This is a genomic window from Microcoleus sp. CAWBG640, from assembly GCF_020883015.1.
Taxonomy (GTDB): Bacteria; Cyanobacteriota; Cyanobacteriia; order Cyanobacteriales; family Microcoleaceae; genus Microcoleus; species Microcoleus anatoxicus.
In genome coordinates, this window is sequence record NZ_JAHRFC010000015.1 from 55,751 (window position 1) to 76,586 (window position 20,836).

Below are 20,836 nucleotides of genomic sequence, written 5' to 3' on the forward strand. Positions count from 1 at the left end.
TGCTGTGATAGCCGAAGGAATAAGGAACAAGGAACCAGGAAGAAGGAAAATGTCAAAACAACTGGAAATGCCAGAAACAAATATCGATCTACAACAGGAAAAATTAGAGGTAAATGGTTTAAATCCTGCCTTAAAACCTCAACCTAAAACCAGTCTTGTTTTGGCAAACCAGGATGATGATGTTAACAACGATACACCAAGGGATACTCAAGGGAAGTTGTGGGCGATAGTTTCGCTGTCGGCGGCGCTGTTAGCTGTCTCTTTTGCTGCCATTTTTATTCGGTTAAGCGAAGGGGAAATCAGTGCTAATGCTACTGTTTTTAACCGTTTGTGGATCGCAACTTTGGTGTTTGCAGTCTGGAATGGTGTCGGTGAAGCCCGCCGCCGCATCTCTGATGCAGAACCTCAAATGCGATCGAACTACACTATCCGCGATTTGATGCTATTAATCGCGGTAGGTATCGTTTCTTCGGCTTCCTTGGGTTTTTGGGCTTGGTCTCTGACGAGGACGAATGTCGCTAATTCTACTGTACTGAGAAACTTAACTCCTTTGTTTACAACTTTGGGAGGTTGGCTGCTATTGGGCCGCCGTTTTGATCGCAGGTTTTTAGTCGGAATGGCGGTAGCTTTGGCAGGGGCTATCGCCATCGGGTTTGATGATTTACAAACTGCCGGAGAGAATCTGACTGGCGATTTGGCTGCTCTTTTATCGGCAATGTTCTATGCAGGAAATCTGCTGATAGCAGAACATTTACGGACCAAGTTCCCGGCGACAACTATATTAATGTGGCGCTGTTTTATTGGCAGTCTCTTGATTTTGCCACTGGTGTTGCTGGCGGGCGATCGCATTTTCCCTTATTCTTGGCAAGGATGGCTAGCCGTAATTGCTCTAGCCGTGATTTGCCAAGCTTTCGGTCAAGGACTGCTCATTCACAGTCTCGGCCGTTTATCATCAGGTTTTGTGGCTCTTTTCCTGCTGTTAGAACCTGTGATTACTGCCATATTAGCTTGGATACTCTTTTGCGAAAATTTGAGTTTGTTTAACTGGCTGGCTTTTTCTGTAGTTTTGGCTGGGATATACATAGCAAAATCTAGCGATTCTGCGGAAAAAAACATCAAACAAAAAAACTAAAATTAGACAGATAGGAAGTAGGCATTATGGTTGCAACATCATCAATTGGGATGAATCCCTCGCATTACGACTTTAGTCTGCTACCTGAATATTTGGAAGTATTTTTTACTAAATTGCGGATTGCAGTGGTATTCGGCGGCGACTGCAACAAACCAGGCTCTGTGATTTACAAAACTCACAATCCCCGCGCTTGGAAAAGTTATGAAGTGGTAGCCAGAGAAATTGCCAATTCCTTAAAAGAAGTAGGATTCAAGCAGGTTTTTCTGATGCCTGACGATCTGAATTTGCCAGACAAACTCAAGGCAGAAAATATCCATTTAGTCTGGATGAATACCGGAGGCGTTCAGGGATACAATCCGGTTTGTCACACTCCCGCTTTGTTAGAAATGTTGGGAATGCCTTATATTGGTCACAACCCTTTAAATAGCTCAATTTTAGATAACAAGCACGCCTTTAAACGAGAACTGCAATCAGTCGGAATCAAAACGGCTCCGTTTATCATTTGGCATCCTTCTCAAGGCATATTTAAACCAAAATTGCAAGACCGTTTTGCCCTGGCTTTTGGTGATTATTCTGGACCTTTTATCGTCAAGCCAGTATCCGGTAGAGCTTCGTTGCACGTTCATTTTGTCGAAACAATTGAGGGTTTGTCTCAAGCTATTTCTGCTGTTCATCAGGCAACTCACAATACTGCTTTGATTGAAAAATATTTACCGGGACGAGAGTTTTGTGTGGCTGTTTGTGGCTACGTTACTCATGCTCAAGGCAGTTTTTCTAAACAGCAAAAACCCTTTGCTTTTTCCACGATCGAACGGGTTTTGGAATCTGATGAATTAATCTTTACTTCTATGGATAAAAAAACGATTACTGCCGATCGCGGAAAGTTGATTGGCCCAGAAGAACCGCAATTAAAGCAGGAGTTAATTGAATTAGCCCAAAAAATTTATTGGGAGTTTAGTCTCAATAGTTTGGTGCGGATTGATGTCAGGTGCGATGAGAATGGGGAACTTTATGTTTTGGAGGCTAATCCCAAACCGGATCTGAAACGCCCTGGGGAAAATGTGACCAGTTTAGTTGCTCTTGGTTTGGCGGAATATAAGATGACTTATAATGATTTGATTTTGAGTTTGATCGCCGATCGCCTAGATTATTTACTCATGAAAGATATTGGTATTATTTCTCATATTGTGGATTTGCTTCATTTCTCCTAACTCTCTAAAGGCTGATGACTTCAACCTCTGCGATCGCTGCGGAGGTTGTAAAGAAATATAAATAGTCTTAAAAAAATTAAATTTGGGAATAATTTGTGATATGATAGACTGCACTACCTATAGCAATCCTAAATGAGTCGTAAATTTTTTACCCCACCCCAACCCGGACCTTGCTAAGGTCCGGGAGTAAGAAATTCACAAATGATTTAGGATTGCTATATTGACCGAAGGTATATTTTGTGTCATAACACATTAAGAATGTTTAAATTTTCTCAATTAAATAAAGCAAATGGAAGCATTACTCTTATTAATAGGATTTGGGGGCGGGTTGCTAGTATGTTGGCTAATCTTGAATGAGCGAAATAAGCGCAACTTGATGCGGATAGACAAATCCCAGCAGGCTCTGTCGCAGTTAGCCTCGGAGTTGGGGGTAAAAAATGGGGAAATTAGGCAGAAAATTCAGGAAGAAAATCAGCTAAATTTTCAAATTTCGGAACTGGAAAATTCCTTAAACCAAAAGAATGAGCAACAAAACTTGTTAAATACGCAAGTCTCGGAATTGGAAGCAATGTTGGCACTAATGACTGAAGATAGATCCCAGGTTGACGCTCTGGTTTTAGACTTGCAATTTCAATTAGAAAGTGCTAGAGAAAATCAGTTATCTCTGTCGGAATTTGCCGAAGTTAAACATCAATTAGACATAGCCGAACAAGAGCGATCGCAACTGAAATTACAATTAGAGCAAACTCAAGCAGACTTAGAACCATTGTACCAAGAAATTGGCTTGTTTCAGGCGAAAATAGCGGAAATAGAAGGTGAATTAGCAGCGGCTAATCAAGAAAAGTTGCAGCTACAGTACCAAGTGGCGGAAAGCAAAATCAAGTGCGATCGCGCTGTGAAAGAAAAAGAGGAAATTTTATTTCAAAAATCTAATTTACAAGCTCAGCTAGATATTCTCGAAGAAGAAAAATTGGTCTTCGTAAATCAGTTATCAGAAGTAGAATATCAGCTTGAAAATTCTAATGTTGAACGACAATTGTTACATATTCAATTACAAAATGCTAGCCAAAAGCAAACGGAAATTCAACCGCAATTATTAAATCTGGAAAAACAGTTGGAGTCTCTGATTGAGGAACGGGAAGCTTTAAGTTATCAAATTTTAGAATTAGAGCCGAAATTGGCAAATGTAACTCAAGAAAAAGCGCAACTGAACGATCGACTGTCTGAATCGCAAGTCCAGTTAGAATCAGAGCATGAAGAACTCTCCCAAATGAAACGGGAACTATCGGAAGCTCAATCTAATTTAGAAGCAGCGAATCATGAGATAACTGAATTAAAAGCTCTAATTGTGGCGGGGGAAAATCAGTCAAGGATGATTTCGCAAGAGCGAGAAGATTTGGTACTACAATTAGAGGCTGTCGAGGATAAAATAAATCAAAATGAGCAAGCTCTATCGCAGTTTCAATCTCAGTCTTCCCAACTACAAGCTGATTTAGAAAAATCTCAGCAAGAGCGATCGCAATATTATACGCAAATTGCCGAAATGCAAAGTCAATTAGAGACGGCGACACAACAGCAAGCTAACCTGACAGCTCAAGTATCCGAATTAGAGCAGAGTCGCTCCCAATTACAGTCAGATTGGGAAACAGCACATCAAGAGCGATCGCAATATTATACGCAAATTGCCGAAATGCAAAGTCACTTAGAGACGGCGCAACAACAGCAAGCTAACCTGACAGCTCAAGTATCCGAATTAGAGCAGAGTCGCTCCCAATTACAGTCGGATTGGGAAACAGCAAATCAAGAGCGATCGCAATATTATACGCAAATTGCCGAAATGCAAAGTCAATTAGAGACGGCGACACAACAGCAAGCTAACCTGACAGCTCAAGTATCCGAATTAGAGCATCAGTTAGCAAATTTCGATCGCCAAAAGTTGCAACTAAGTACACAACTATCAGAAATCCCAGCACAATCCCTCACGGGCGATGGAGAAATTGAAACACCCGCTGCTGAATCTGAGGAAATTGCACCATCAACTTCCGATGCTCAAATTTCCAATAGCCTAGAACTGGTTGTTTGTCAACAAGGCCAAGGTAATTATACTACAATTAACGAAGCACTACAAAATGCAGCACCAAACACTCGAATTTATGTGAATCCTGGCTTATATTTAGAAAGTCTCATCCTCGATAAATCTGTGGAAATTATCGGTAAAATAGAAGCGGGAAGTATTGTTGTTCAAAGTACCAATTCTAACTGCCTAAAAATGCAAACAGCATCGGCTTTAGTGCGAGGTTTAACCCTAAATGCTACGGGGAACTATTATGCGGTTGATATTCGTGAAGGAGAGTTAGTCATCGAAGATAGCGATATTACTTCTGCCGACTATTCTGTGGTGGGAATTTGCGGGCATAATGCTGCTTCTGTAATGCGTCGCTGTCAAATTCATGACGGGATATGGAACGGAATTTTTATGTCCGATAGCGCCCAACTAACGGTGGAAGATAGTCAGATTTTTGGCAACGGTACTGTAGGAATTGGTGTCGGATTGGGAGGGAAATTGATTGTACGCAGGTGTCGAATTACTGGTAATGGCTCTGAGGCGATCGCACTTTATAGAGATGCTATTGCGAAGGTTGAAGATTGCGATTTGACAGGCAATTCTGGCGGTGCTTGGCGACTGGTAGATAATGGATATGTGGAAGGAAAAAATAATCAAGAATAAATATACAGCGATTCCCGCTGCAAGAGCGACGCACAAACATGAATCCTCAACATTTAATAAATTGGTTTGTTAATTGCTCCAGGGAGCATCCCGATTTTGGGAAACACGCCTAGAGGGGCTTTCGCATTCGCGTTGAAAATCTCTGATCTATCTATAATATCGTTTCCGGTTGTATCGGAATGATTAAACCACAGAGAACACAGAGGACACAGAGAAAGAGAAGAGAGAAATAATAATTCCGATGTCAACGGATTTGATATAAGATATGGGCGCGAATGCGAATCCCCTACAAAAATGCGATGCACCCCACTTTTGTACCTCATAACAGCAGGAACCGCTGTAGCAATCCTTGGAGGAGTGGTAAATTTTTTACCCCACCCCAGCCCTCCCCTTACTAAGGGGAGGGAGTAAGAAATTCAGAAATGATGCGATGTCAGCACCGCTGATATCGCATTCCCGGTAACTGCGACACTAATCCTAATAATTCTAATTGCAAGAGTGCACTAGAAATTTTGCCGGTATCTAATCCTGCGGCTTGGACAATGCAATCAAAAGCAATCGGACCAGATTCGATCGCACTTAACACCAAAGCTAATTCCCTATCCAATGCTGGCTCTTGCTTTTGTGGAGACGGATTGGCTGGAAATAGGGACAATTGTTGCGGAGAATCCAATTTGGGGATAGCTCCCAGCATTTCTAACAATCGTTCTTCGCTCAAAAGTCGATCGCTATTGGGCAGAATTGGATGAGCACCTTTACTCAATAATTCCAAACATCCAAAGGAAAGTTCATCATCTAATCTTGATGTCAAAACATAGACATCTCGGCAAAAATCATTAGCTTGATAAGCGGTAATTAAAGCACCAGATTTGCGCGGAGCTTCTATGACTATGGTAGCACGAGTTAAACCAGCAATTATCCGATTTCTCCGGGGAAAATTAGTTTTATTTGGTTGAGTACCAGCGGGATATTCACTAATTGCTAATCCCTGCTGCAAAATGCGATCGTACAACTTATCATTTTGCCTAGGATAAACGATATCAACTCCCGTGCCTAATATGGCAAAAGTCCGCCCTCCCGCAGCCAAACAGCTTGTATGAGCTTCTGTATCAATTCCAGCCGCCAATCCCGACACCACAGTAAAACCGCTTTTAGCCAAAGCAGCGCTAAATTTACGAGTCCACCGTCTCCCATATTCCGAAGGAGAACGAGTACCCACAATTGCTACCGTGGGCGTAATTCCTTGAGTTTCTTTGGTATCAACTGTACCGCGATAATATAAGACTGCTGGTGGATTGGGAATTTCTAATAATAAACGAGGATAATCTCCATCGGCGGGTGTCCAAAAAAGGGGATTTTTGATGAGATGTTGTTCAATAAATTGTTCGGGATTAATGTTTTTTCGTTCTGCTATTACTTTTTCAATAGTCTGTTTCCCAAAGCCTTCAATTTGGCATAAGTCTAGGGATTTTGCCGTCCAAGCTGTTGCTAAACTCTGAAAATGTTCCTGCAATCTTTGTAATAAAATCGGTCCGATGCCGTTAATTTGAGACCAAGCCAGCCAGTAAGTACGTTCTTCTGTCATGAATTGCCCTCAATTACTGTTGATTTAATTAGTTATGGACATCCCCAAAATTATTCTGGGCTTGGCATCCTGCTGTTCCAAGACTGGCTTTTTAGGAGATGTCTATTTTATCATTTTTAAACAACCAGTTTATTGATATTTTTGATACCCGATTTCCCAGAATTTGTTGGGTATCTGACTATAGGGTGATGGAACCGGAGCGATCGCCACCATCTATCCTTTCGGGAAAGTGGCAGAGTGGGAATTCTTGGCACTTTTCCTGATAAATCAGAGGCTGGGCGTATTTTGGAGATAGTAAGCCAAACTCTCTGGCCTAGCGATTCTGGCTGTTGACACTAGAATCGCGATCGCCCGATGAGCGATCGGCAAGCACTAACTCCTCCTAAGTAATTTCACGCTTATGCGAGTATCAAATGTAGCTTTTTTGACTCTGGCTGCCCTCGCATCCCAGAATTTAACTGCTAATACTAGCAAAACTCCCGCTCCACCTCCCGCTGCTCCTCAAACACCACAAAGCAGCAACTTTGTGGATGCCATAAATAATACCGTAGCCCGTCCCGCTCATTCTATTAGCGCCCCAGAGACGATCGCCCACGAACAATTTTCCCCACGCATTGCTGTCAAATCCCAGACAGGTTTGCTGGTAGCGACAGCGCCACCCCAGTCATCTACCCCAGCCAAAACCCAGGAAAAAACTACATCTTCATCCGGCGATGAATTGACCAAATCCTTACAAGAAACTTGGCTAGCTAAATTAATCGAATCCGGTACTCAAACCATCCCCCAAGCTCGCGATGCTTTCGATTTTTTCGCTCCCCGCGCTGGTGGCAATATCGACTCGGAATATAGTTTTAATCATACTGTAACTTTGCTTAATATTTTGCTGATTCTGGGGACCATATTTCCCCCAGTTAGCATTGCTTTTTTTTGGATGATGCGACGGCTGGTAGTCAGACAGTTGGTGGCTGATGCCAATAAACGATTACAGGGAATTGGTGTATTAGAATCAGAATTAATCAATTCTAGTCAGTTGAATCAAAAATTGAGAGATGAATTAGAAGCACAAATGAGTGCCGCCAAACAATCCATTGATTTTTTAAGTAAAGAAACTGAAGTTTCTAAATCTTCTGTCGAGCAAATAGAAACTCTCAAGTCTCAATTTCTGATGCACCTGCAAGTTTTGCTGACTGAAGTTTACGAAAAAAAATCTCAAATTGTTCAAGAAATTTCTCAACTCCCCGCCGTGGTAGCCCAGGAAGTTGTCAAAGTCCCACCAACACCTCCCTCCAACAACTCCCCAGAGTCACAAGTAGATTCGGTTTCTAGTGAGGACAATAATTTGATTGCTGATGATTATATCAAGCAAGGGGAAGGGCTTTATTTTCAAGGCAAATATGATGAGGCAGTAGTCTGCTTTGAAAAAGCTATTTTAACGAATAATAATTTAGATATGGCTTGGTATTGGCGCGGAAATGTGTTAATAAAATTGCAAAAGTACGAAGAGGCGATCGCCTGTTATGACCAAGCCATATCTATTAAATCAAATAACTACCAAGCCTGGTATCATAAAGCTAATTTGCTGGGAAAATTGCAAAAGTACGAAGAGGCGATCCTCTGTTACCAGCAAGCAAGTGCGATCGAACCCACAAATTATGCTCCCTGGCACAATATCGCAGCTTTATTGGGGAAATTACACCACTACCAAGAGGCGATCGCCAGTTACGATCGCGCCCTCGCCATCAAAGCAACCGACAGCGAAATTTGGCACAACCGAGCCGTGATGTTGGGCAAAATACAGCAGTACCAAGCAGCAGTCGATTCCTACGATCGAGCGATTGCCATCTATCCCAATAGATACGAAACCTGGTACAATCGAGGTAATGTGTTGTGGAAATTGCTGCGCTACAAAGATGCGATTGATTCCTACGATCGAGCCATCAGCATCGCCCCAGACAAATATGAAGTTTGGTACAATCGAGGTGCTGTTTTCGGAAACATACACCGCTATCTGGATGCGATCGCATCCTATGACAAAGCCATTGCGATTAAATCAAACGACTTTGAAATTTGGCACAACCGAGGTACAGCTTTCGAGAAACTGTTGGATTACGCACCCGCCATCGAATCTTACGAAAAAGCGATCGAAATTAACCCTCAGTGTTATGAAGCTTGGTTTGGTAAAGCCGAAGCCTTAGCAAAATTGTACCGAAACCAAGAGGCGATCGCAGCCTATGAACAAGCAGTTGCGATTAAGCCAGATTCCTACGATGCTTGGCATCACTTGGGCACAGCTTTGTCGCAATTAAAGCGCTATGAAGAAGCAATGACAGCCTACGATCGAGCCATCGCTATCCAGCCAGAAAATGAGGAAGCAAGGCGCGATCGCCGCACTCTCATCTCAGAACTATAGCAGATGTTGAAGGCAGAAGGAATAATCGCCATAGAACCCCGACTTTGTAAAGAAGTCGGGGTTCTGTGTTTGATGTTTTTGCCAGTTAGATTTATCTGTCATGGGGCATTTGAGGCGGAGCCTCCAGATATTTATTCCCAGACAGAGCCTGGGAACAAGGATGCAACTAATTACCTATTACCCATTACCAGTTCTCGATCTTACCTCCTATGAGATCTCGAAAGGCTGTATCTATTTTTTCAACAATTGTCCTGAAAATATCTCATTGTTTAGAAGCATAGAGGTGGACTATATAGACAATTATCTATCCCCAGATATCGCTGGAATAACTATTAAGATTACCGCCTAATATTTCCAACAAATGGGAACTTTACCCGAGCAGCTTTCTTCTGAGGTATTAACAGGGCATGAAAACAGATTTACCTGACGAAGTGCTAGCAAGCAAAGATTGCCTATGGCAATTATTTGACTTAACGGATAAGTATAGTCAATCCTGACATAAATACCGGATTGTTGCACCAATCATACGTGTATAAAAATAGTGCAATAAATCCCTAAAAAAATTCTACAGGTGCTTCTACTAAAGGCAAAAAAAACTAATCTGTGGAATTAAGAAAATGGCAAACATAACAGGAACTCTAGGCGCAGATCTCATACCTGGAACTTTACCAGACGGTCGCGTAATTAGCCTAGGCAGCTTGCTAGGCGACGATACAATCAGTGGACTTGACGGTAATGATGCCATCGGTGCAGGGTCAGGAAACGACCTCGTATTCGGCGGCCCCGGCAATGATATTCTTAATGGCAACGAAGGCGACGACCAAGTATACGGTGGCAAAGACGACGACCAAGTATACGGTGGCAAAGGCAACGACTTAGTAAGAGGCGACATCGGCCGTGACAGCGTGTTCGGTAATGACGGCAACGACTCGATCTTCGGCGGTAAAGACAACGACTCGATGTTCGGTGGTAAAGGCAACGACTTGATTCTGGGCGACCTCGGCGACGACGTACTCTACGGCGACCTTGGTTCTGATACCATGAGCGGTGGTGGTGGAAATGACCTGTTTGCGATCGGGCGAGTAGGCGACGGCAAACCCACAGCCACTACTGGCGGCCCCAGCGTCTCCGATGCCGACTTCATTACTGACTTTCAACTCTCCGGGAACGATGTCATCCAGTTATTTGGCGGACTGCAATTCAGCGATTTGCAATTCATCGACGGCACCGGCTCCAACGGCATCAGCATCGGCAACACCCTCGTTCGCGATACCGGCACCGGCGAGTATTTAGTCAACCTCCAAGGTTTGACTGCTGCACAACTGAGCGCAAATCCGGGTTGGTTTCAATCATCCGGGGTGCCCACACCCACACCAACCCCCACACCAACCCCCACACCAACCCCCACACCAACCCCGGCACCCACACCGACACCGGGAACAACACCTACAAGTGTCTTCAGCTTCAGCACAAATAATTACTCTACCCCTGAAGGCAGTCCCGCCACAGTCACAGTGATTCGCACGGGCAATACATCGGCTCCCGGAAGCATCAGCTTTGGTACCGTTGATGGTTCAGCCCTTTCTACCGGCTCGGCTACTGATTATACTGCCACCACAGGAACGCTCAATTTTGCGGCCGGGCAAACTAGCGCCACTTTCACTGTCCCCACTTTGGCCGATGCTATTAGCGAAGGCCCAGAGACAGTCAATGTATTTCTCAACAACGGTAATGTAGGTACTCTGAATCCAGCCACTGTTACCATTTTTGATGGTGGAAGTGCCCCAGCTCCGACTCCGACTCCGATTACAACTCCAACGCCTGCAAGCGTCTTTCAATTCAGCCAAGGCAGTTACACGGTGAATGAAGGCGGTGCCGCCACCATTACAGTCACTCGCACTGGTGGTACTGGTGCAGCAACCATTAACTACGCCACCACCGACGGTTCAGCTAGTTCTAGCGGCACTAGCCCTGACTACACCGTTGGGGCGGGTTCCCTCAACTTTGCGGCTGGGCAAAATAGCGCCAGTTTCACTGTCACTGCTTTGACTGATGCGATTACTGAAGGCCCGGAAACTGTCAACTTAGTTCTCAGTGGCGGTACTGTCGGCAGCAACCCGTCTATCTTGACGATTAATGATGTTGCGCCAACTCCGACTCCAACTCCGACTCCAACCAGTCCCACTCCCACTCCGACAACGGCAACTACTGGGCCTAGTATCTTCTTCTTTAGTGCCGCTACTTACAGTGGTAACGAAGGTAGCACTGTGAACGTGACAATCAATCGCTCTGGGGATTTGACAAAGGCAGGAACCATTCTATTTAGCACTGCTGACGGTTCGGCCACAGCTTCTGCCCCTGATTATGTCTCTGTCAGCAATGTGTCAGTTAACTTTGCTCCTGGTCAAGCTAGCGCTACAGTAGGTGTTCCCATCATCAATGATACGGTGCCGGAATTGACTGAGACTGTGAACTTATTCCTCAGCGGTGGCTCTGTAGCTAGTCCGTCAGCAGCAGTCTTATCCATTCTCGACAGCAGTGGTGGGATCAGCAATGGATTCTTCTACGGTTCTGCTCCTGCACCTGTGGCCGACAATACTAGCGGAACGTTTACCATCAACCGGACGAGCGGTGTCGGTACGGGTTCCATCGACTTTTTGATAGCTGCACCTGGTGGTGGCCAACCCCAAAATCTTACCGACTACTTTATCACCGGCTCTGGCGTACTCCCCAACGCTACCGGCGGTACCGTGAATTTTGCTAACGGACAAACTAGCGTCAGCTTGACAATTAACAACATTTTTGCTAAGACTGCTGGTAGTGTCAACTTAGGTTTCGGCGCTGGCTCCATCGGTACTCCAGCATCAACCTCGATTACTCTACTATAAGGTGATTTCCATGGCGGATAATGCCCGCCTTGCGATCGCTAAAAGCTATATTTTTAGCACTTGAAATTCTCTTGTTTTAGCGTAGGTGATTTACAGCCTTTCAGAATATGCCACCCTGTTTAGGGTGGTTTTTTGTTGTCTTGAAATAATACTATTTATCAAAATCAAGTGATAAGCTGAGATTCACTGCTCAAAAAGGAGAATAGTTATGTCTGTTCAGATTCAAAGACGGCTATTTACAGTGCAAGAATACCACATGATGAGTGAGGCTGGTGTTTTTGCTCATAACGAACGAGTGGAACTTATAGAAGGAGAAATCATCCAAATGGCAGCAATTGGTAAGCGTCATGCCGCCCGTGTCGATCGCCTCGCAGACTTATTTTACGACAAAGTGCGAACAAGTGCGATCGTCCGAGTACAAAATCCGATTTGCCTTAATGATAAATCTGAACCTCAACCTGATATTGCTTTAGTACAACGTCGTGCTGATTTTTATGAAGCATCCTTACCAAATAGTCAGGATATTTTGCTGTTGGTAGAGGTAGCAGATAGTACGGTTAATTATGACCGCGATGTGAAAGTACCTAACTATGCTCGTTCTGGGATTCAGGAAGTATGGTTGTGGGATTTAGAAGCTAATTGTTTGGAAGTTTACCGCAATCCCACGGCAACTGGCTATACTTTAATGCAAAAGTTTGAGCAGGGAGAAATTGTTTCACCGTTGGCTTTTCCTGATTTTGAAGTGAGTGTTGATTTGATATTGAGTTAGCCTACTTTAGCAGTATGTAGAATATTAGAAGCACAAATAGTAAACTTAGGGTAACTGCCGAAAAAGGAGAATAGTTATGTCTGTTCAGATTCAAAGACGGCTATTTACAGTGCAAGAATACCACATGATGAGTGAGGCTGGTGTTTTTGCTAATAACGAACGAGTGGAACTAATAGAAGGAGAAATTATCCAAATGGCAGCAATTGGTAAACGTCATGCCGCCCGTGTCGATCGCCTCGCACGACTATTTAGCCAGATTTCAGAGTCTCTGGTAATTTTTCGGGTGCAAAATCCGATTTCCCTTAATGATAAATCCGAACCTCAACCTGATATTGCTTTACTCAAACCCCGTGCTGATTTTTATGAAGAATCATTGCCAAATAGTCAGGATATTCTGCTGCTGGTAGAGGTAGCAGATAGTACAGTTAATTTTGACCGCGATGTGAAAGTACCTAACTATGCTCGTTCTGGGATTCAGGAAGTATGGTTGTGGGATTTAGAAGCTAATTGTTTGGAAGTTTACCGCAATCCCACGGCAACTGGCTATACTTCAATCCAAAAATTTGAGCGGGGAGAAATTGTTTCACCCTTGGCTTTTCCTGAGTTTGAAGTGAGTGTTAATTTGATTTTGAATTAGCCTACTTTAGCAGTAGCTAGAATATTAGAAGCAAAAATAGTAAACTTAGGCTAACCGCCAAAAAAGGAGAATAGTTATGTTTGTTCAGACACAAAGACGGCTATTTACAGTCCAAGAATACCATCTGATGAATGAGGCTGGTGTTTTTGCTAATCATGAACGAGTGGAACTTATAGAAGGAGAAATCATCCAAATGGCAGCAATTGGTACTCGTCATGCTACTTGTGTGCGGCGACTGATCCGGCAGTTTCGCCAAATTCCTGAAGAAAGTGCTATTTTGGATGTTCAAAACCCAATTCGGTTAACTCAACGTACCGAACCTCAACCCGATCTAGTTTTGCTACAATTCCGTTTAGACTGCTACGCTACAGCCCATCCAATACCGTCAGAAGTTTTGCTGTTAGTTGAGGTTTCTGATAGTACAGTTGATTTTGATCGCGATGTGAAAGTACCTAACTATGCTCGTTCTGGGATTCAGGAAGTATGGTTGTGGGATTTAGAAGCTAATTGTTTGGAAGTTTACCGTTATCCAACGGCAAATGGCTATACTTCAATCCAAAAATTTGAGAGGGGAGAAATGGTTTCACCGTTGGCTTTTCCTGATTTTGAAGTGAGTGTTGATTTGATTTTGAGTTAGCCTACTTTAGCAGTAGGTAGAATATTAGAATCAAAAATAGTAAACTTAGGCTAACCGCCAAAAAAGGAGAATAGTTATGTCTGTTCAGACTCAAAAGTGGCTATTTACTGTCCAAGAATATCACCTGATGAGTGATGCTGGTGTTTTTGCTAATGAACGAGTGGAATTGATAGAAGGAGAAATTATTCAAATGGCTGCAATTGGTACTCGTCACGCAAGTTCCGTTAAGCGTCTCACTAGATGTTTTAGCCTCATTCCAGAAGAGCTGGCAACTCTGGGTGTTCAAGACCCCATTCAGTTGACAGAAAAAACTGAACCTCAACCGGATGTTGTCTTGCTGCAACCTCGTGCTGACTACTACGCCACAGCCCATCCAGTACCGTCAGAAGTTTTGCTATTAGTTGAAGTAGCCGACAGCACTGTTGATAACGATCGCAATATTAAAGTCCCTATCTACGCTCGTTCTGGGATTCAGGAAGTATGGTTGTGGGATCTTGAGGTTAACTGTTTAGAAGTTTACCGCAATCCCACGGCAAATGGCTATACTTCCATCCAAAAATTTGAGCGGGGAGAAATGGTTTCACCGCTAGCTTTTCCTGAGTTTGAAGTGAGTGTTAATTTTATCTTGGGTTAGGGAGATTAGCTAGTAGTAGTTTGAATATTACTAGCAAAAATGGTAAGCTTAAGCCAACTGTTGAAAAAGGAGAATAGTGATGTCTGTCAAAATGCAAAGACGGCTGTTCACATTACAAGAATATCACCTGATGGGTGAAGCTGGCATTTTCGGTGAAGATGACCGAATAGAATTGATAGAAGGGGAGATTGTGCAAATGGCTGCAATTGGTACTCGTCACGCAAGTTGTGTAAACCGCCTCGCGCGGCGGTTCAGCTTGATTCCCGAAGATCTGGCGACTTTTGCTATCCAAAACCCAGTTAAGTTAACCGATCGCACTGAACCTCAACCGGATGTTGTATTGATACAACCTCGCGCTGATTACTACGCCACAGCGCATCCAGTAGCGTCAGAAGTTTTGCTATTAGTTGAGGTTTCGGATAGTACAGTTGATTATGACAGAGATGTGAAAGTATCCATTTACGCGCGATCGCTAATTCAAGAAGTTTGGCTAGTAGATTTAGTTGAAAATTGTTTGGAAGTCTACCGCCAACCAAGCCCGAACGGTTATAGTTTAATGCTCAAGTTTTGGCGCGGTCAACAAGTTGCGCCCCTGGCTTTTCCTGAGTTTGAAGTGAGCGTTGATTTTATCTTGGGTTAGGCTGATTTTTTTATGTTTAGGATTTACGCATCGAGGCTTAGAAACCGGGTTTTTTGGGTCGCAGCGCGTCCAGGACTAATATTATTAAACTTTACTAATTTCGCTGGCGATTGTAACTCGCGAAATTTCGCTTCTTCCTTCTTCCTTCTTCCTTCTTCCTTCTTCCTTCTTCCTGAATTTCCCCCCTTGGGGGGGGCTGGGGGGGGTGACTTCTTCCTTCTTCCTTCTTCCTTCTTCCTTCCTTCTTCCTGAATTTCCCCCCTTGGGGGGGGCTGGGGGGGTGACTTCTTCCTTCTTCCTTCTTCCTTCTGCTATAATCAGTTTAATTCCTCAAATAGCGCAAGTTCTATGACAGTTGCCAAACCATTTGAATTGGAAGTCACCCATCTCCCAGACCACACTGAATTACCAGAGTCGGACGGTACTTTTGTGAAAAATTTTCAAGAACTTCCTCAAAGCATTATTCTCACTGATTCACTCCGACCAATATTGCAACAAATTCATCCTGATGCACGCTACCGCATCGGTCAAGATTGCGGGATTTATTGGCGTTTAACTGACCCTCTAGAACGGGGTGCAGAAGCACCTGATTGGTTTTATGTGCCGAATGTTCCCCCACTATTAAATGGTGAGGTGCGACGTTCTTATGTATTGTGGAAAGAATACGTTGCACCGCTGATTGTTTTGGAATTTGTATCGGGGAATGGTGCAGAAGAGCGAGATAGAACGCCACCACCTGAATTAGGACAAACAGAAGAACAAAAGGTGGGCAAATTTTGGGTTTACGAGCAGGCGATCCGCGTACCTTTTTATGGGATTTATGAAGTAAAAAAAGCTGCTGTAGAAATGTATCATTTACAAGATAATCGCTATCAGCTAATGAGTGCAAATGAGCGAGGTCACTATCCAATTCCTCAGCTTGGAGTTGAGTTGGGAATTTGGCAAGGTGAATATGATGAGATGAATTTGCCTTGGTTGCGTTGGTGGGATAGTGAAGGTAATTTGTTGTTAATTGGGGAAGAACGTGCGGAAAAAGAACGCCTTCGCGCAGAACGAGAGCGTCTTCGTGCTGGAGAAGAACATCTTCGCGCAGAGGAAGAACATCTTCGCGCAGAGGAAGAAAAACAACGGGCCGATCGCCTTGCCGAAAAATTGCGCGAAATGGGGATTAATCCTGATGAAGTCTGAGGTTTTTTTCGGGTGTTAAATGGGGGTACGATCGCACTTTGTGCAACTCTAGAAATATCAGAAATCTGGAAAGTGCGATCGCACTTCCCATCTCCCCATCTCCCCATCTCTTCACCCCATCCCCTTATTAAGATTTCCTTAATTGCTTTGATCGGATACAGACATCAGTGCTACTATTAAAAGCTTAGCTAGGGGTGCCCGAAAATCCGGGCTGAGAAACACCCTTAGAACCTGAGTCTGGGTAATACCAGCGGAGGGAAGCTGTTTATCAAGGAAATCAAATATGCGTACCGAATGGATCGCTAAGCGTAGCGGGCAGAGCAATGTGAGTCAAATGCACTACGCCCGCCAAGGTGTGATTACTGAAGAAATGCACTACGTCGCTAAGCGAGAAAATCTCCCGGCCGAACTGATCCGCGCCGAAGTAGCCCGCGGACGGATGATTATTCCAGCTAATATCAATCACCCGAATTTGGAACCAATGGCGATCGGCATCGCCTCCAAATGCAAAGTCAATGCTAATATCGGCGCATCTCCCAACTCTTCTAATATGGCAGAAGAAGTTGACAAGCTGAAATTAGCAGTCAAATACGGTGCTGATACCGTCATGGACTTGTCCACCGGTGGTGGTAATCTGGATGAAATTCGTACTACCATTATCAAAGCTTCACCAGTGCCGATCGGCACAGTACCAATTTACCAAGCTCTAGAAAGCGTTCATGGTAACATGGAAAGTCTGACCGCCAATGACTTTCTTCACATCATTGACAAACACGCTCAACAAGGTGTTGATTACCAAACAATTCACGCCGGAATTCTGATTGAGCATTTGCCATTAGTCAAAAATCGGATTACTGGCATTGTTTCGCGCGGTGGCGGCATTTTGGCCCGGTGGATGCTACATCATCACAAACAAAATCCCCTCTACACTCACTTTAACGACATCATTGAAATCTTCAAAAAATACGATGTTTCGTTTAGTTTGGGAGATTCTCTGCGCCCCGGTTGCACCCACGATGCTTCTGATGATGCTCAATTAGCTGAACTCAAAACATTGGGACAATTAACTCGCAAAGCTTGGGAACATGACGTGCAGGTAATGGTGGAAGGCCCAGGCCACGTTCCGATGGATCAAATTGAGTTTAATGTCAAGAAACAAATGGAGGAATGTTCCGAAGCACCCTTCTATGTTTTGGGACCCTTGGTGACAGACATTGCTCCCGGTTATGACCATATCACTTCGGCGATCGGCGCAGCCATGGCTGGTTGGTACGGCACTGCCATGCTGTGCTATGTAACACCGAAGGAACACCTCGGTTTACCCAATGCTGAAGATGTCAGAAATGGGCTGATTGCCTATAAAATTGCGGCTCACGCGGCTGATATTGCGCGGGGTCGTCCGGGTGCGCGAGACAGAGATGACGAACTCTCAGCAGCCCGTTACAACTTCGATTGGAACCGTCAATTTGAGCTGTCTTTAGATCCAGAACGGGCCAAGGAATATCACGACGAAACTTTACCAGCAGATATCTACAAAACTGCTGAATTCTGTTCGATGTGTGGGCCTAAATTCTGTCCGATGCAGACGAAAGTTGATGCCGATGCTTTGACAGAATTGGAGAAGTTCTTGGCTAAGGAACCTGTGGCGCAACGCTAACCCGATTGATTGGTAGGGCGGGCATTTTCCGCCTTACTTAATGTTAAATTTGTTATATTAAAAGGAGTTTCGGCAAAGGAGAATCGCGATGTCCCTTCAACTTCAAAGACGGCTATTTACGGTGAAAGAGTATCATTTGATGAGTGAAACAGGGATTCTTTCTGAAACCGATCGCGTTGAACTCATTGAAGGAGAAATTATTCAAATGGCTGCAATTGGGACTCGTCACGCCACTGCTGTGAGACGACTTAACCGACTTTTCCACCGATTACCAGAAGATAGAGTTATCGTTGATGTTCAAAATCCAGTTCAGTTAAGTGAACGTACTGAACCGCAGCCTGATGTGGTATTGCTTCAATTTCGCGATGATGATTACGGGACAGCACATCCAGTTCCTTCAGAAGTGTTACTTTTAGTAGAGGTAGCTGACAGTACAGTGGATAATGACAGAGATGTCAAAATTCCGATTTATGCCCGATCGCTCATTCAAGAGGTTTGGCTGGTCAATTTAATTGAAAACTGCTTGGAAGTATACCGCCAGCCCACACCGAACGGCTATAGTTTAATACTAAAGTTGTATGCTGGTCAAGAGGTTGCACCGATCGCCTTTTCTGATTTTACAGTCAGTGTAGATTCGATATTCGGTGCGGGCGATCGCACTTCCTCAACCCCAGAGTAATTTGGAATTATTTTACCACAGAGAGCGCAGAGAGCGCAGAGAAAGAGAAGAGGAGAGAGATAGCATAAATTGCCTGATTGATGCCGATTAAACTGCATTTTGCAAAGGAACTTGTTTTGCAGAATATAAGACATTCTGAATAACTTCTTCAGCAACAGTTGTCACTACATTTACACTGACACTATTACCAATTTGATGATAGGCTTTATCATCATTGGAATGCAAACTAAAATTATCTGGAAAACCTTGTAAACGCGCCGCTTCACGGGGCGTAATTCTCCGAACTCGGTGATGATGATAAACTCCTAATCTATTAGCATCGCTAGCAACAACTGTTACAGAAATTTTATCTGGGTCAATAAACTTAAATACTTCAAAGGAAAAGTTACCGGATACAGGTTTGTAAAGTTTATTATGCCGTTGCAGATACTTTTTTGTTACCAGGGAATCTAAAATTTCATCGAGATGGGGATGAGCAAAAAAAGTAGCTATTTGCTCTTTTGTTAAAAGCTTCCCATCTTGGTGGTTGCCAAATTCTTTATTGCGCCTTTTCAATATAAAAAGATTCATCAATTCAATTTCTGCGATACTGCACTCGCCTCGCAAACCCAATTCCCAAGAATGAATGGAATTGCCACCACGATAGTCGATTAGCCGCATTCCGTGCAAGCGATTGAGGTCGTTGTTAACGATTTGTTTCAAAGCCTTGACAAATTCTGGCGAACAATCATATTTTTCATCTGGATTATCTTCTAATATGTCTGCAACTGTGACAGGTTTATTTAAGGGATAAAATAATGAGAGTTGTTGATGGCTAGAAGCATGGGAATCTTTTGGTCCCAGGTCGGAAATTAAGTTATATTGCGGAACAGTATTTAAAACTCCGACTAGGTAAACTCGGACGCGGTTTTGAGGTAAACTAAAGTTAGAGCTGTTGAGTACAAAATAATCGAAGCTATAACCTCGGCTGGTCATTTCACCTTTGATAGTTTCTAGGGTTTGTCCGCTGTCGTGGGAGACAAGTCCTCGCACATTCTCGAAAATAAATGCTTGAGGTTTGAAAGTGTCAATAAGTCGTACAATCTCAAAAAATAGTGTGCCTCTGGTGTCTCCAAAGCCTGCTTTTTTGCCTGCGTAGGAGAAAGATTGGCAAGGAAATCCTGCTAGTAATATTTGATGTTCTGGGAGTTGGTCAATTAGTCGGATATCGCCTGAAGGTGTGTCGCCAAAATTTGTCTGGTACACTGATTGAGCGTCGGGACTGATTTCGCTACTTAATACGCATTCTGTTTGCAGATTCAAGGAACTAGCGGCAGATTCAAAGGCTAATCTCATGCCGCCTATTCCTGAGAATAAGTCAATGAAACGGATTTTTTTCATAGTAATTTTAGTTAGTTTAGATTTTCACACGCTTTCTTAAGCATAGCATCTCTTTACTCATTGTTAGGCGCAAAGTAATCCGTCAAGAACTCGCAAAGTACATTAAGTTCATTATGGGAAAATGCAACTGTGCAATGACTATATGTACACAAGGTTCTGATTGCATTTTCTCTTTCAAAGTTACCAGCACCATCAATGACATAAGCCATTTTATAACCTGCATTTTCAATTTGCTCGAATCTAGATCTTGCTTGTCCAGCTTTACGTTCAATTACACTATTTGTTGTTACCTGAAAGCTAATCTCTATTGCAACAAACTTATCTTGTTTAGAAATAACCAGATCAAATGTTGTTAGTCCTTTTTCGCTTTCTTGGTCGGTATGTCTAACGCCTGGTAAATGACCGTTAGGTCTAATAGCGATATCTATAATTCCTAAATTATCTTGCAAGTATTCTTTGACAAAGTTTTGAGCGATTTGACCTAAAGTATTTGATTGTGACCCAGAAGTTATCCGGCTAACCCAGATATATCGTTGTTTAATAAACTTATTTAATTTATCGGGTTGACCTAAGTAATTACCAATTTCACATTTGGCTAAAACCTCAGCGCTTTTTTCATTCATTGAACTAGCGGCGATTAAGCGGGCAGTCAAACCTCAGA

Annotated in this window: 16 protein-coding genes and 1 riboswitch; of the genes, 13 read left to right on the forward strand and 3 right to left on the reverse strand. The window is 43.4% G+C overall.

Annotated features, from left to right (window positions below; all coding sequences use genetic code 11):
- The first annotated feature begins 49 nt into the window (after positions 1-49).
- From AAFP11_RS10445 to AAFP11_RS10455, 3 genes are all read left to right on the forward strand, one after another.
- Positions 50-1,132, forward strand: coding sequence for a DMT family transporter (locus AAFP11_RS10445; protein WP_341736997.1), 1,083 nt, complete (start codon positions 50-52; stop codon positions 1,130-1,132).
- Positions 1,133-1,158: 26 nt separating this feature from the next.
- Positions 1,159-2,343: an ATP-grasp domain-containing protein gene (locus tag AAFP11_RS10450; protein WP_341736998.1), complete on the forward strand. Its 1,185-nt coding sequence runs from the start codon at positions 1,159-1,161 to the stop codon at positions 2,341-2,343.
- Positions 2,344-2,632: 289 nt separating this feature from the next.
- A complete protein-coding gene (locus AAFP11_RS10455; RefSeq protein ID WP_341736999.1) occupies positions 2,633-5,071 on the forward strand; it encodes a right-handed parallel beta-helix repeat-containing protein in 2,439 nt (812 codons plus the stop codon).
- A gap of 433 nt (positions 5,072-5,504) precedes the next feature.
- On the opposite strand, the gene dprA is transcribed toward AAFP11_RS10455, so the two are convergent.
- Complete coding sequence (gene dprA, locus AAFP11_RS10460; protein ID WP_341737000.1) at positions 5,505-6,656, reverse strand: DNA-processing protein DprA; 1,152 nt, start codon at positions 6,654-6,656, stop codon at positions 5,505-5,507.
- A gap of 400 nt (positions 6,657-7,056) precedes the next feature.
- On the opposite strand from dprA, the gene AAFP11_RS10465 reads away from it, so the two are divergent.
- The 10 genes from AAFP11_RS10465 (at position 7,057) to AAFP11_RS10510 (ending at position 18,795) form a co-directional block, all read left to right on the forward strand.
- Positions 7,057-9,066, forward strand: a complete 2,010-nt coding sequence (locus AAFP11_RS10465; RefSeq protein WP_341737001.1) for a tetratricopeptide repeat protein — start codon at positions 7,057-7,059, stop codon at positions 9,064-9,066.
- Positions 9,067-9,683: 617 nt separating this feature from the next.
- On the forward strand, positions 9,684-11,954 hold the full coding sequence (locus AAFP11_RS10470; protein ID WP_341737002.1) for a Calx-beta domain-containing protein: 2,271 nt from the start codon (positions 9,684-9,686) through the stop codon (positions 11,952-11,954).
- A 208-nt stretch (positions 11,955-12,162) separates the two neighbouring features.
- The gene (locus tag AAFP11_RS10475) at positions 12,163-12,723 is read left to right on the forward strand and encodes a Uma2 family endonuclease (protein WP_341737003.1); all 561 of its coding nucleotides are present in this window, start codon (positions 12,163-12,165) and stop codon (positions 12,721-12,723) included.
- A gap of 76 nt (positions 12,724-12,799) precedes the next feature.
- Positions 12,800-13,360, forward strand: coding sequence for a Uma2 family endonuclease (locus AAFP11_RS10480; protein WP_341737004.1), 561 nt, complete (start codon positions 12,800-12,802; stop codon positions 13,358-13,360).
- A 76-nt stretch (positions 13,361-13,436) separates the two neighbouring features.
- Positions 13,437-13,997 carry a Uma2 family endonuclease gene (locus AAFP11_RS10485; protein ID WP_341737005.1) on the forward strand — a complete coding sequence of 187 codons (561 nt, stop codon included), beginning with the start codon at positions 13,437-13,439 and terminating at the stop codon, positions 13,995-13,997.
- Between the two features lie 76 nt (positions 13,998-14,073).
- On the forward strand, positions 14,074-14,631 hold the full coding sequence (locus AAFP11_RS10490; protein WP_341737006.1) for a Uma2 family endonuclease: 558 nt from the start codon (positions 14,074-14,076) through the stop codon (positions 14,629-14,631).
- Positions 14,632-14,710: 79 nt separating this feature from the next.
- Positions 14,711-15,271 carry a Uma2 family endonuclease gene (locus tag AAFP11_RS10495; protein ID WP_341737007.1) on the forward strand — a complete coding sequence of 187 codons (561 nt, stop codon included), beginning with the start codon at positions 14,711-14,713 and terminating at the stop codon, positions 15,269-15,271.
- Positions 15,272-15,619: 348 nt separating this feature from the next.
- Positions 15,620-16,459, forward strand: coding sequence for a Uma2 family endonuclease (locus AAFP11_RS10500; RefSeq protein WP_341737008.1), 840 nt, complete (start codon positions 15,620-15,622; stop codon positions 16,457-16,459).
- A gap of 180 nt (positions 16,460-16,639) precedes the next feature.
- A riboswitch (TPP riboswitch) is annotated at positions 16,640-16,735 on the forward strand.
- Positions 16,736-16,742: 7 nt separating this feature from the next.
- Positions 16,743-18,116 carry a phosphomethylpyrimidine synthase ThiC gene (gene thiC, locus AAFP11_RS10505; RefSeq protein ID WP_341737009.1) on the forward strand — a complete coding sequence of 458 codons (1,374 nt, stop codon included), beginning with the start codon at positions 16,743-16,745 and terminating at the stop codon, positions 18,114-18,116.
- Between the two features lie 88 nt (positions 18,117-18,204).
- Entirely contained in the window at positions 18,205-18,795 is a 591-nt protein-coding gene (locus AAFP11_RS10510; protein WP_341737010.1) for a Uma2 family endonuclease, read from the forward strand.
- Positions 18,796-18,882: 87 nt separating this feature from the next.
- On the opposite strand, the gene dcm is transcribed toward AAFP11_RS10510, so the two are convergent.
- Both dcm and AAFP11_RS10520 read right to left on the reverse strand, forming a co-directional pair.
- Positions 18,883-20,175 (reverse strand): DNA (cytosine-5-)-methyltransferase, encoded by a 1,293-nt coding sequence (gene dcm, locus AAFP11_RS10515; protein ID WP_341737011.1) that lies wholly within the window; start codon positions 20,173-20,175, stop codon positions 18,883-18,885.
- Between the two features lie 53 nt (positions 20,176-20,228).
- Positions 20,229-20,798 carry a hypothetical protein gene (locus AAFP11_RS10520; protein ID WP_341737012.1) on the reverse strand — a complete coding sequence of 190 codons (570 nt, stop codon included), beginning with the start codon at positions 20,796-20,798 and terminating at the stop codon, positions 20,229-20,231.
- Between the last annotated feature and the right edge of the window lie 38 nt (positions 20,799-20,836).